Raw genomic sequence first — 12449 nt, 5'->3', positions numbered from 1 at the left:
ACATGCTGCAAGCCACGCTGCGCCACGGTCTGATTGGGCTGCTTCTGGTCACGCCTGCACTCGCGACTCAGACTGCCGAGCAGCGCGGCAAGGCTTTTGCCGGAGCGAATTGCGCGCGCTGCCATGCGATCGATCGGGTCTCGAACAGCCCGCTCAGGATCGCACCGCCATTGCGCACGCTGCACAACCGCTATCCGATCGAGTCCCTCGAGGAGGCGTTGGCCGAAGGCATCTCGACTGGTCATCCCGGCATGCCCGTCTTCGAACTCAATCCGGACCAGATCCACGATCTGTTGGCCTACCTGAAGACGCTGGAATAGGCGCTCCTACACCGCCTGCACGGTCCAGCCGATCAACTCACCGGCGATTCGGGCGAAGGCGGTGTCGAACGCTGTGACAGCTGCGCCCGGCTCGACCTTGTCGAGCTTCTCGCTGGTCTCGATGAGCCGCGAGGCGACCACCTTGCCGCTCTTGTCGACAATCCGCGCCGACAGCCCGATCTCGACTCGCGCTTCGCCGTCGGTGGCGATGCGGAAGCGCCTGATGTCGATCAGGAGCTGGTAGTCCGCCTGCCCGAGGTCGCTCGTCCGCAAAGGCGCATGGGCGATGTCGTAGTTCTCAAAGCTGTCAATCAGCCGCGCCTGCACCAGCTTTGGAATGCTGTCGGCCCAGAGGAATTCGGCAAAGCCCGGATTGTCGCCGCTGGGTGAGAACAGCATGCGCTGGGTCTGGAGCATTGCGACCGCGGTCGGCTCGGGGATGGCCAGCGACGCAGACAGTGTCTTGCCGGCCGGCCCGAGATTCTGCGGCGTGCGCAAATCGTAGGTGACCTTCTGCGCGGGTGTGCCGCCGCCGGTCATTTTCTCCAGGCCAGCCAGAATGCCATCGATCTTGCCGGTGTTGCGTGCGAGCCCGTCGGAGAACGTCCTGAAATTGGCGATGGTGTCCTTTAGCGGGCCGGAATTGTCCTCCAGCACGGTGTCGACCCGACGCAGTGCATCGCGCGCGGCCTGCGTCATGCTCTGGCCAGCACCGGCCTCCGCAATCAAGGTCAGGGGCTCACCCGATTTGGCGACGATCATGCCGCCCTCCAGCGTCACCACGGGCACGCCGGTCAGCCCCTGGAACTCGAGCCCGACCTTCGTGTCGGTGCGCACCGGCGTGGTGGACGCCACCGAGATCGTTGCGTTGACGAACCGCGGATTATCAGTCGCAAGGCCGAGCTGGGTCACCTCGCCGACTCGGATGCCGTTGAACAGCACGCCGGCGCCGACCAAGAGGCCCGGCACCGGTCCCTGGAATTGGACGTGGTAAGACGTGCGCGGCCCGATGCCGCCGGTGTTGTTCAGCCAATAAACGAAGCCGAACACCGCGATGATCGCGGCCAGCACGAAACTTCCGATCAGCACGTAGGGCGCGCGGGTTTCCATGTCTCATCTCATTTCGTGTTGCAACATCTGCGAGCGCTTGCCGTGGAAATAGGCGCGCACCCAGGGATGCTCGGATTGTAGCAATTCGCGCATCGGGCCGATCGCGACGATCCTGCCGTCGGCGAGCGCGGCGACGCGGTCGCAGACGGTGGTCAAGCTCGCAAGGTCATGCGTGACCATGAACACGGTCAGCCCCAGCGTCTTCTGAAGCGTCCCGATCAGCGCGTCGAAATCACCGGCAGCGATCGGATCGAGGCCGGAGGTCGGCTCGTCCAGAAAGAGAATTGGCGGATCGAGCGCGAGGGCGCGCGCCAGCGCCACGCGCTTGGTCATGCCGCCGGACAGTTCGGCCGGATATTTGTCGGCGTCCCGCGCCTGCAGGCCCACCATCTCCAGCTTGGCGATCGCGATCTCGTCCATCAGTTCCTGCGACAGCACGAGATTTTCGCGCAGTGGAAACTGGACATTCTGCCGGACCGTCAGTGAAGAGAACAGCGCGCCCTGCTGGAACAGGATGCCCCATGTCGTAGCGGCGCCTTCCTTGCGGCCGCCGACCGGCTGTCCCATGACTTCGATGGTCCCGCCCTGGCGCGGGATGAGGCCGATGATGGTGCGCATCAACACCGATTTGCCGCCGCCGGACGCACCGACGAGCCCGAGGATCTCACCCCGGCGGACGTCGAGCGACAGATGGTCGAGCACCGTCTGCCGGCCGAAGCCAACCACGAGGTCGCGGACGCGGATTGCGAACTCCTCTTGCGACGCGTCCATCGTCACATTCCGATCGAGGCAAAGAAGATCGCGAACAGGCCGTCGAGCACGATCACCAGGAAGATGGACTTCACCACCGACGTCGTGGTCTGGCGGCCCAGCGACTCGGCGCTGCCCTTAACGCGCAATCCCTCGCTACAGGCCACGATCCCGATCACCAGCGCCATGAACGGCGCCTTCAGGATGCCTACCTCGAAATGAGTGACGGAAATGGCCTCATGCAGCCGCGCGATGTAGATCGCTGGCCCCATATCGCCATAGAACTGCGCAACCAGGCCACCGCCATAAAGCGCGGCAATCGAGCCGATGAAGGTCAGAATCGGCAGTGCGATGACGAGCGCCGCAACGCGCGGCAGGATCAGGACATCAATGGGATCGAGCCCCATGGTCGAGAGCGCGTCGATCTCCTCGCGCATCTTCATCGAGCCGAGTTCGGCCGTGTATGCACTTCCCGAGCGCCCCGCGACCATGATGGCGACGATCAGCACACCGAGCTCGCGCAGCACAAGGATGCCGACCATGTCGACGGTGTAGGACTCTGCGCCGAACCTGCGGAAATGGAAGAATCCCTGCTGGGCGATGATCGCACCGATCAGGAAGGTGATCAGCACGATGATGGGAATGGCCTGCCACCCGATACGGTAGAGCTGATAGACCAGCGAGGTCAGCCGCAGCGATCGTGGCCGGCGCAGCACGCCGATCACGGCCATAAACAATGCGCCCAGCATTTGCAGGAAGATTGTGATGTCTTCGCCCGCGCCGACCGTGGACTTGCCGAGATCGCCGAGCCTGAGCAGAACCGGATTTTGCGCCGCGACAGGCGCCGGCGTATGACGGTTGACCTGGCGTACTTCGTCCATCAGGCCGCTGAAATGATCGGCGACGCCGACGAATTCCGCCGATCTGCCGGACGACGCGGCCCGGCGCGACAGCTTCTCCAGAACCCAGGCGCCAAGCGTATCGAGCGCGCTGACGCCCGACAAATCCAGCGTCACAGCGCGGGATCGATCGACATTCGCGCCGACCGAACGGGACAGCGTTTCGAGTGCCGACACGTTGGCTGCGGTCCACGGCCCTTCCGGGCGCAATTTCAGCGCATCGCCGGAGAACGTGGCCAGCAGCAGCGGTTCGGAGTTCACGCATCACCTCATCGGGGCAATTGGTCCCCATTCAGCCGCCATTTCTAGGCCAGCATGTGGCGGCCGGTTTGACCTGTCTCAAGACCAATGCCGAGGCGCCGTCTCTTGACGCAAATCAAGCCCGGTTCCGCCGGCCGGTCCTAGGTTCGGTCCATTCAATGGAGGCATCAAATCCATGTTCGACAGCGACAGAATGGGCGACGAATTGCGGGCATTGAAGGTTGACGTCACACGCCTCTTGAGCACCGCCGGCGAGGAAATGTTCGACAGCTCGAAAGACCGGGCGGAAGCCCTGGCCGACCAGATAAAGGTCGCGCTGGCCGAGCTCGGCGAGACCGTCAGCGACGAGCAGGAGCAACTTCAGGGCCTCATCGCGGACCGCCCAATCGCGTCGCTCGCCGCGGCCTTCGCACTCGGCGTAGTGGTCGGTTTCATGCTGAGGAGACACTAGGTGAATACGGAAAATGTCGTCAAACATCTGCGCGTGCTGTGGCGCTCCGACAGGATCATCGCGGACATCAGGCTGCGCCATCTCCTGATGGGCCTCGGCCTGCGCGCCTTTGCAGCGCTGATCGCTGCATTCGGGCTCTTGATGCTGGAGTTGTCGGCCTATTTTGCGCTCGTTCAGATCTGGAGCGCAATCGCCGCGGCCGCCGTCCTTGGTGCGATCAACTTCGTCATCGCGGCGATTCTCTTCGTCATCGCCGGCCGTCCTGCGTCCGGCCGCGATATTGAACTCGCCAACGAAATTCACGGCTCGTCCATCGAGGCCCTTCAGCTTGAGGCACGCGCGCTCCAGGCCCAGGTGTCGGACGCGGTACATCATCCGTTGAGCACGATCGTGCCGGTGCTGGTGCCGCTGATCGCTATTATCATCAAAAGCCTGCGGACGTCGGCCAAGGGGACCGCCGCTGAAACGTCGACTGAAGCGCGCTCCTAAACAGCGCGCTCAGAGCTTGAGCCGGACGTCGCAGAGATCAGGCTCGGCCGGATCCGGCTTGACCTCGAAGCCAAGCTGCCGGCACATTTCGAGCATCACGGTGTTCTCCTTGAGCACGTCACCCGAGATGGTCTTCAGCCCCTCCGACCTCGCATAGTCGATGATCAGCTGCATCAGGGCCCATCCGAGCCCCCTGCCCTTGAGATCGGACCGCAGCAAGATCGCGTATTCGCCGCTCTCGTAGATCGAGTCCGAATGAAGGCGGACCACGCCCACCATCTCGCCCGTCGTCTCGTCGAAGGCGATGAAGGCCATCGCGCGCGCATAATCGAGCTGGGTCAGGCGCGCGATGAATTCGTGGGTAAATTCCTTCATCGGCGCGAAGAAGCGCAGGCGAAGGTCGTGAGGCGTCACGTGACGCAAGAACTCATGGATGGTCGGCTCGTCCTCGGGGCGTAGGGGCCGCACCAAGATGCGCCAGTCATCCTTGAGCTTGAGGCGCCGCTCCCATTGCGACGGATAGGCGCGAACGGCGAAATTGGCAGGTCCGGAGCCTGCAAATTTTCGCTGCGGCGGCCCCACCGCGACACGGGCATCGACTGCCGTCACGCCGGTTTCGTCCGCCAGCAACGGGTTGATGTCGAATTCCCGGATCTCCGGGATATCGGCCGCCATCTGGGCCAGCTTGACCAGCACCATGGCGACCGCGTCGGCCTTCACCGCTGGCACGTCACGATAGGCCTTCAGCAGGCGCGACACACGCGTGCGGCCGATCAGGTCACGGGCAAGCTGCAGGTCCAATGGCGGCAACGCCAGCGCCTTGTCGTTGATGATTTCCACCGCCGTGCCGCCCCGGCCGAACACGATGACCGTGCCGAAGGTCGGATCGTCGGCAAGACCAAGGATCAGCTCGCGCGCCTTGGCCTTGACGACCATCGCCTGCACGATGAGGCCCTCGATGCGGGCTTCGGGGCGCAGCTTCCGTGCCCGCGCGAGGATGTCCGCGGCAGCTGAGCGCACGGCGTCGGGCGTCGTCAGGTTCAGAACGACACCGCCGACGTCTGACTTGTGGGTGATATCGCGCGACATGATCTTCAGCACGACGGTCTCGCCTTGCGCAAATATCTCGTTCGCACGGGCCACCGCCTGCTCGACATCAGCGGCCGCATAGGTTGGTACCATCGCGATGTCATAGGCCTCGAGCAGATGCTTGATCTCGACGGGCTCGAGCCATTTGCGGCCATCGGCAATCGCGGCGGCCACGATCTGCCTCGCAGCCCGTGCGTCAGGCACAAACGTATCGGGCATCGCGGGGGGAACCTGGCTCAGCTCCTCCACCACTTCCCGGTGTCTCACGAGATGCATGAAGCCCCGCACCGCATCGTCTTCGGTCGGATAGTTTGGCATGCCTGCGTCAGAGAGCGTCTGAATGATGTTTTGATCGGCTCCGACCCAGGCGGCCAGTACGGGCTTTGCCCATCGGCCCTGCTGCTTGCGATATTTTCCGACCAGCTCCGTCGCGGTTGCGGCGATGTCTGCAGCCGGGGCGATCGCGGTCTGCACGTTGAGAACAAGGACGGCGTCGTTGTCGGGATCAGCGAGCAGCAGCTCCAGCGCCGCCGCATAGCGCGATGCATCGGCATCGCCGACGATGTCGACCGGATTGGCCCCGGACCAGGTCGGCGGCAGCACGTCGTCAAGTTTCTTACGGGCTTCCGTCGAGATCGACGCTGGAATTCCGCCGAGCTCGACCAACCGATCGATGGCGAGAACGCCGATGCCACCGCCATTGGTCAGGATGGCCAGGCGCTTTCCCGCCGGCGATTCGACGCGGCCGAGCGTCTCGGCGCAGTCGAACAGCTCGCGGAGGTCAGAGACCCGCAGGACGCCCGCGCGGCGGAACGCCGCGTCATAGACAGCATCAGCGCCCGCGAGCGCTCCGGTATGGGTCGCGGCCGCCTTGGCGCCCTGGGCCATGCGGCCGGATTTCACCACAACGACCGGCTTGATTCGCGCAGCGGCTCGCGCCGCCGACATGAACTTGCGCGCATCCTTGACCGCCTCAATGTAGAGCAGGATTGCGCGGGTGTTGTGATCCATCGCGAAATAGTCGAGCAGGTCGGCAATATCGACGTCGATCTGGTCGCCGATTGTGACGATGCCTGAGAAGCCGACGCCGCGTTGCGCGGCCCAGTCCACCATGCCGGCGGCGATCGCGCCGGATTGCGAGATCAGCGCGAGATTGCCCGCCCCCGGCATATGCGCGGCAAAACTGGCATTGAGGCTGACGCCGGGCATCATGATGCCGAGGCAATTCGGCCCGATCAGTCGCATGCCGTATTTGCGGGCTGCGGCGATGGCTTGCTCTTGCAGGGATCCCGGTCCATGACCGAGCCCTGCCGAGACAATCAGGGCACCGGCCGACCCGCGTCGCCCGGCTTGGTCGATGATGTCGGGAACTTCCCGCGCCGGCGCGGTGATGACCACGAGCTCGGGCACGAAGCCCAGCCAGTCCAGGCTCTTCACCGAAGCGACGCCGCCGATCTCGGCATGGCGTGGATTGACCAAGCCGAACTGTCCCTTGAATCCGGCGTTGCGAATATTCTCCAGAACGGCGCGTCCCACCGAGACCGGACGGGCGCTCGCCCCGACGAGCGCCACGGAACGCGGCGACAGCAGGTTCTTCAAACGATAAGTGGACATGAACAAATGCGCGCTGGCGGTTCCGGTGGTTGGGCGATCAGGCCGCGACAGGCCTAGTGCGAGATCATAACCCAGCACGGTGGCTGGCCAATGACGGTCTTTGTCACACCACCCCAGACGATCTCATTCAGACGCGAATGATGATAGGCGCCCATCACGATCGCGTCGACGGCATTGGAATTTGCCCAGCTTCCGAGCACCTTGCCGATCGAGCTGCCGCTGCCCTTCGCCGTCTCAAACGACGCGTAGACGCCGTGTTCCCTCAGATGGCTGATGAGAGCCGCTCCGGATTGCACGATCGCGTCGGTCTTGTCGTCCGTCACGGTCAGCACGCGAACCGATGCTGCCGCCTGAAGGATCGGCATCGCATCGCCAACGGCGCGTGCCGCGCGCGCGGAGTGGTCCCAGGCGATCATGATGGTCTCGAATTCCGGACGCAGCGCATCCGCATGCTGCTCCGGGCACAGCAGCACCGGCCGCCCGGATTCAAACAGGAACGTTTCGACGATGTGCTCCGTTTGGCTGTCATGCGGCTTCACAGGGAACAGTGTGAGATCACTGAAGCGCGCATGCTCGGCCAGGATCGCTGCGATCTGGTCTGCAGGAACCTTGGCCGATCGGCTTTGAGCGCGAATGTTGGCGCGGGCGGTGGCACCGGTGAATGTATTCAGGAGCACCTGCATATCCGCAACCGCGGCGTCGGTCGCAACGGAAGCCGCATCATCAGGGAGCATCACCTTCGGACGCACGAAAACCTCGTCCTCGAGGGCGAGCGCAGAAATCCTGGCGCCGAGGTCGGCGGCAACAGCCACGCATTTCTCGATCGCGGCAAGGGCTGGCCCCCGGGGCTGGCCGACGAGCGGCAGAAAGACATCCTTGATGGGCATCGGGGGTTCTCCTTAACGACCAGCATAGGCCGGCTTTTCTCGGGGATGCTTGATCCTCATCAAGCCCGGGCAACTCTGCCGGCCGGGAGATGCGCATTGATCGAAGTCAAGGACTGGCGGCGACAGCATTCTAAGCATTAAATTGGGTTGGCGGCCGCATCGCCTTCCGACGCATTGGGACGTGCCAGCAGGGATGACAGACGATTCCGCGACCCAGAACCGGATCTTTGCGGCGCTCACCGATTCCGACAACCATCCGGAAGTGAGGCGGATCGATACGCATGCGGCTTCGGTCTTTCTCGACGGGCCCCGCGCGCTGAAGATCAAGCGGGCCGTCCGGTTTCCGTTCCTCGATTATTCGACGCTGGAGAAACGCAAGGCTGCCTGCGAGGAGGAGATCAGGATCAACCGGCCGCTGGCGCCGCAGATCTACCACCGCGTGGTCGCCATCACCGAAGAAGCGGACGGGTCGCTGAAGGTCGACGGAAGCGGCCGGCCGGTCGAGTATGCGGTCGAGATGTCGCGCTTTGACGAAAGCCGCACGCTGGACCATCTGGCGAAAGCAGGCCCGCTGGATCCGAACCTTGCCTCGGCTGCTGCTGACGCCATCGCGGCGGCGCATGCGGCGGCGCCCCATGCCGACGCCAAGGCATGGGTTGCCTCCATCCCCGGCCTCATCGTCGCGAACAGCGACGGCCTCCTAATGGGCAACCATATCGAGGCTAAAGAGATCGAGCGGCTCACCGAAGCCTCGCACGCGATGTTGCTGCGCCTGCAGCCACTGCTCGAAGATCGCGGCCGTCAGGGCTTCGTGCGCCGCTGCCATGGCGACTTGCATCTCGCCAACATCGTGTCGATCGGCGATCAGCCCGTCCTGTTCGATGCCATCGAGTTCGACCCGCGAATCGCAACCGTCGACGTGCTCTACGACCTCGCTTTCATGCTGATGGACCTGCTGCATCACGACCAGCGCGTCGCAGCCAACATCGTCCTGAACCAATATCTGGCCTGCACACCGGCCGAAAATCTCGACGCGCTCTCCGTCCTGCCGCTGTTCATGTCGCTTCGCGCCGGCATCCGCGCCCAGGTGACGCTGGCACGCCTGGCCCGGCCCGATGCCGACCAAACCCGTGTTGCTCGCCACGCACGCCGCTATTTCGATCTCGCCTTGGATCTGATCCGCCCACCCGCGCCGCGCCTGATCGCGGTTGGCGGACTATCCGGCACCGGCAAATCCGTCCTCGCCCGTGCGCTCGCACCCGACATCGCGCCGCAACCAGGAGCCGTCGTGCTACGCAGCGACGTCATTCGCAAGCAGCTGTTTCGGGTGGCACACACCGACCGGCTGCCACCCTCCACGTACCGGCCCGAGGTGACGGCACAGGTCTACGAGGTGCTGTTGCATCGCGCCCGAGAGGTGCTGGCACAAGGCCATTCCGCAATCGTCGACGCTGTCTTTGCACGCGAGTCCGAACGGGACGAACTTGCCGACCTGGCCCGCGAATGCAACGTGCCACTGCGTGGATTATTCCTGATTGCGGACCTCGCCACGCGCCAGGCGCGAATCGGAAGCCGTCGGGGAGACGCATCCGACGCCACGCAAGAGGTTGCCGCGCAGCAGGAGCACTATAATATCGGCCACATCGGTTGGGCAAGCATCGATGCATCCGGGACGCAAGAGCAGACGCTCCGGAGCTGCCGGGACGCGATCTCCGAGGGCAATAAGGCAATCTGATTGACGCGGACCAGGATGTCGCGACCCACCACGAGCTCGACGGCGGCCGCGCGCGCCAAGCCACCGAGGCGGCGCAACGCGCTGCCCGTCCGGCTCAGCCCCGGCATGGCCTGCGATACGGCGTTCCGGATCATCGCCCGCCGCCACCTCGACGCCGTCCTCGCCCAGCACGACGGCACGTGTCGCGGCGACCCGGAGGCGCTGCATCAGATCCGGATCGCACTGACACATTTGCGCACCGCCATCCGCTTCTTCTCGCCCATGGTCGATGACGCCTTACGGCCGACGGTCTGGACCGAGCTGAAATGGCTGAACGGCCAGCTCGGCATGGTCCGCGACCTCGACGTGGCGATCGACCGGGTCATCGCCGAGAGCGGCGGCGAGCTCGACGTGATCGCCGAGCTCCGGCACTGGGACGAGAAGCGCGCGGAGAGCCACCGCCTGCTGACACGTGCGCTGCAATCGGCGCGCTATCGCCGCCTGGTCGAGCAGACGTCGGCCTGGATTGAAAGCGGCCCCTGGTCGACCCGGCGCAGCAAGGAGGCCATCAGGCTGCGCCGCTGCTCGCTCGCCGACCACGCGGCGGCCCAGCTCGCCGAATGGGAAGCGACGCTGCTCAAGAAGGCACGGAAACTCCGCAAGCTCGACGTCGAGAAACGGCACAAGCTGCGTCTTCTCAACAAGCGGCTCACCTATTCGGTCGAGTCGCTGGAGGAACTGTTTGCCGACGAATCCCTGGCCAAGCAGAAGTCGATCCTCAAGCAATTACGTAAAGCGCAAAAGTCGCTCGGCCAGTTGAACGACGATGCGCGCGGACAGACGCTGGCGGCGTCATTGAACGAAGCCGTTCCGGGGGCTCACATTCGCTTCCTCAACCGCAAGCGGGAAAACAAGCTGCTGCGAACCGCCTCGAAAGCTTACCGGAAGCTGGACAAGGCCAAGCCGTTCCGCTCGTCGGACCTTGCGCCAAATACGGAGCCCGAAGACTAGGTGTGGACGTAGTCTCCCGGCGCGTCGGGCAGATCGTCGGCGATCCGGGGCGGGACACAGGGCTCGCCTGAACGTGCCGCCAGCCATTCGGCCCATTTCAGCCACCATGATCCCTCGACCTGCGGCGCCAGCTTCAGCCACTCGTCGGGGCCGACATAAGGTGCATCCGCAGCCTTGGTCATGACCTGATAGCTGTGCCCAAGCTCGTCAGGGGGCGCGACGACGCCCGCATTGTGGCCACCGCTGGTCAACAGGAAGGTCACGTCCGCGTCGACCTGATAATGGATCTTGTAGACGGACCGCCACGGTGCAACGTGATCGACGAGCGTGCCAACAACGAACATCGGCGTATGAATGTCGGACAGCGAGACGCTGCGGTCTTCGACGCGATAGCGGCCCTCGGCCAGATCGTTGTCCAGGAACAGCTTGCGCAAATACTCCGAGTGCATGCGGTAAGGCAGCCGCGTGGCGTCGGCGTTCCAGGCCATCAGGTCGCTCAACGGCGCGCTCTCGCCCATCAGATAATCTCGCGACAGACGCGACCAGACCAGATCGTTGGAGCGCAGGAGCGCAAACGCACCGGCCATTTGTGTGGTGTCGAGATAGCCGCGCTGCCACATCATGTCTTCAAGGAAGGCGACCTGGCTCTCGTTGATGAAGAGCGTCAATTCGCCGGCTTCGGTAAAGTCGGTCTGAGAGGCAAGGAGCGTAATTGTCTCGAGACGGTCATCGCCGTCGCGCGCCATGGCCGCGGCAGCGATCGACAGCAGCGTGCCGCCCAAGCAGTAGCCGAGCGCATGAACCTTCCGGCCGGGCACAATCCGGCCGATTGTATCGAGCGCGGCCATGACGCCGAGCCTGCGATAATCGTCGAAGGCAACATCCCGGTCCTTCGTATCCGGATTGCGCCAGGAGATCGCGAACACGGTAAAACCTTGGGAGGTCAGATATCTGACCAGGGAATTCTGCGGCGACAGATCGAGGATGTAGTACTTCATGATCCAGGCCGGCACGATCAGGATCGGCTCGGGCCGTACCTGCGCGGTGGTCGGATGGTATTGGATCAGCTCGATCAGATCGTTGCGATAGACGACCTTCCCGGGCGAAACCGCCACGGTCTCGCCGACGATGAACTGCCCGTCGCCCGCAGGTTTCGAGATCGAGAGCATGCGCATCAGATCGCTGCACCAGTTCTGCCAACCGAACACGAAATTCTCTCCGCCGCTCTGGAAGGCTTTTTCCAGAACCTGCGGATTGGTGGCCGCGAAATTCGACGGCGCCATCATGTCGAGCATCTGGCGCACCGAGAACTCGACGATAGCTTCATTTGCGTGCGACACGCCACGCACGCCGGTCGTGGCATCGTGCCACCAGCGCTCCGTGAGGAGAAACGCCTGCGCCAGAAGATTGAACGGCGCGAGCTCCCATTGCGGCTCCCTGAAGCGACGATCGCGCCTTTGCGGCTGAATCACGGACCATGGTTTCCGGGACGTCGCATGCGCGGCGGCTTCCACGAATTGGCCGGCGTCGCGAAGCACGTTCCGGGAAATCTCCATCCGGCGCTGCGGGGCCGCGGCGAGATGTGCGCTCCAGTCGAGCCAGGCGAGCGATAAAGCCACGGGCGAAATCCCGCCCGTGAAGCGGGCCAGCATCGCGTGGAACGCCCGGTCGAGGGAATAGGGTTCTGGTGCTGGCAGGGCATCGGTGTTGCCCGGCCTCTCCGGGATCTTTTCGACACTCGCCGGAGCGGCTTCCACGGCCGGGCTGGCGGCCAAAGGCTGCGGCTGCTCCTCTGCCCGTGGCAAAATCTTCACGACGCTCATGGCTGACCGTTCCTGCAGGCTTCTGTTCCAA

General features: G+C 64.0%; 11 protein-coding genes. 5 read left to right on the top strand and 6 right to left on the bottom strand.

Annotated features, from left to right (window positions below):
* The first annotated feature begins 2 nt into the window (after window positions 1-2).
* Window positions 3-320, top strand: coding sequence for a c-type cytochrome (locus HYH08_RS11575; RefSeq protein ID WP_220009920.1), 318 nt, complete (start codon window positions 3-5; stop codon window positions 318-320).
* 6 nt (window positions 321-326) lie between these two features.
* Here HYH08_RS11575 and HYH08_RS11570 read toward each other — a convergent pair whose 3' ends face one another.
* Genes HYH08_RS11570 through HYH08_RS11560 form a run of 3 tightly spaced genes read right to left on the bottom strand, consistent with a single transcriptional unit; the run spans window position 327 to window position 3340 of the window.
* Complete coding sequence (locus HYH08_RS11570; protein WP_220009919.1) at window positions 327-1430, bottom strand: ABC-type transport auxiliary lipoprotein family protein; 1104 nt, start codon at window positions 1428-1430, stop codon at window positions 327-329.
* A 3-nt stretch (window positions 1431-1433) separates the two neighbouring features.
* Window positions 1434-2201 carry an ABC transporter ATP-binding protein gene (locus tag HYH08_RS11565; protein ID WP_220009918.1) on the bottom strand — a complete coding sequence of 256 codons (768 nt, stop codon included), beginning with the start codon at window positions 2199-2201 and terminating at the stop codon, window positions 1434-1436.
* A gap of 2 nt (window positions 2202-2203) precedes the next feature.
* Window positions 2204-3340, bottom strand: coding sequence for an ABC transporter permease (locus tag HYH08_RS11560; protein WP_220009917.1), 1137 nt, complete (start codon window positions 3338-3340; stop codon window positions 2204-2206).
* 175 nt (window positions 3341-3515) lie between these two features.
* Between HYH08_RS11560 and HYH08_RS11555 the strand changes: the two genes are divergently transcribed.
* Window positions 3516-3791, top strand: a complete 276-nt coding sequence (locus HYH08_RS11555; protein WP_220009916.1) for a hypothetical protein — start codon at window positions 3516-3518, stop codon at window positions 3789-3791.
* A complete protein-coding gene (locus HYH08_RS11550; protein WP_220009915.1) occupies window positions 3792-4280 on the top strand; it encodes a phage holin family protein in 489 nt (162 codons plus the stop codon).
* A gap of 9 nt (window positions 4281-4289) precedes the next feature.
* Here the strand turns inward: HYH08_RS11550 and HYH08_RS11545 are convergent, their stop codons facing one another.
* Both HYH08_RS11545 and HYH08_RS11540 read right to left on the bottom strand, forming a co-directional pair.
* On the bottom strand, window positions 4290-6983 hold the full coding sequence (locus tag HYH08_RS11545) for a bifunctional acetate--CoA ligase family protein/GNAT family N-acetyltransferase (RefSeq protein WP_220009914.1): 2694 nt from the start codon (window positions 6981-6983) through the stop codon (window positions 4290-4292).
* 53 nt (window positions 6984-7036) lie between these two features.
* The gene (locus tag HYH08_RS11540) at window positions 7037-7870 is read right to left on the bottom strand and encodes a universal stress protein (protein WP_220009913.1); all 834 of its coding nucleotides are present in this window, start codon (window positions 7868-7870) and stop codon (window positions 7037-7039) included.
* A gap of 193 nt (window positions 7871-8063) precedes the next feature.
* On the opposite strand from HYH08_RS11540, the gene HYH08_RS11535 reads away from it, so the two are divergent.
* Window positions 8064-9605: a bifunctional aminoglycoside phosphotransferase/ATP-binding protein gene (locus HYH08_RS11535; RefSeq protein WP_220009912.1), complete on the top strand. Its 1542-nt coding sequence runs from the start codon at window positions 8064-8066 to the stop codon at window positions 9603-9605.
* Window positions 9606-9620: 15 nt separating this feature from the next.
* Window positions 9621-10595 carry a CHAD domain-containing protein gene (locus tag HYH08_RS11530; protein ID WP_220009911.1) on the top strand — a complete coding sequence of 325 codons (975 nt, stop codon included), beginning with the start codon at window positions 9621-9623 and terminating at the stop codon, window positions 10593-10595.
* Here the strand turns inward: HYH08_RS11530 and HYH08_RS11525 are convergent.
* The gene (locus HYH08_RS11525) at window positions 10592-12418 is read right to left on the bottom strand and encodes a PHA/PHB synthase family protein (RefSeq protein WP_220009910.1); all 1827 of its coding nucleotides are present in this window, start codon (window positions 12416-12418) and stop codon (window positions 10592-10594) included. The two genes, HYH08_RS11530 and HYH08_RS11525, sit on opposite strands and share 4 nt — an antisense overlap.
* Between the last annotated feature and the right edge of the window lie 31 nt (window positions 12419-12449).

The organism is Bradyrhizobium sp. BR 10289, from assembly GCF_019455385.1.
Classification (GTDB): Bacteria; Pseudomonadota; Alphaproteobacteria; order Rhizobiales; family Xanthobacteraceae; genus Bradyrhizobium.
The sequence above is the reverse complement of the archived record's forward strand: the minus strand, read 5'-3'. Positions and strand labels throughout refer to the sequence as shown.

Coding starts and splice junctions, on each gene's coding strand:
- HYH08_RS11575 (WP_220009920.1), top strand. CDS start 3: ATGCTGCAAGCCACGCTGCGCCACGGTCTGATTGGGCTGCTTCTGGTC.
- HYH08_RS11570 (WP_220009919.1), bottom strand. CDS start 1,430: ATGGAAACCCGCGCGCCCTACGTGCTGATCGGAAGTTTCGTGCTGGCC.
- HYH08_RS11565 (WP_220009918.1), bottom strand. CDS start 2,201: ATGGACGCGTCGCAAGAGGAGTTCGCAATCCGCGTCCGCGACCTCGTG.
- HYH08_RS11555 (WP_220009916.1), top strand. CDS start 3,516: ATGTTCGACAGCGACAGAATGGGCGACGAATTGCGGGCATTGAAGGTT.
- HYH08_RS11545 (WP_220009914.1), bottom strand. CDS start 6,983: ATGTCCACTTATCGTTTGAAGAACCTGCTGTCGCCGCGTTCCGTGGCG.
- HYH08_RS11540 (WP_220009913.1), bottom strand. CDS start 7,870: ATGCCCATCAAGGATGTCTTTCTGCCGCTCGTCGGCCAGCCCCGGGGG.
- HYH08_RS11535 (WP_220009912.1), top strand. CDS start 8,064: ATGACAGACGATTCCGCGACCCAGAACCGGATCTTTGCGGCGCTCACC.
- HYH08_RS11530 (WP_220009911.1), top strand. CDS start 9,621: ATGTCGCGACCCACCACGAGCTCGACGGCGGCCGCGCGCGCCAAGCCA.
- HYH08_RS11525 (WP_220009910.1), bottom strand. CDS start 12,418: ATGAGCGTCGTGAAGATTTTGCCACGGGCAGAGGAGCAGCCGCAGCCT.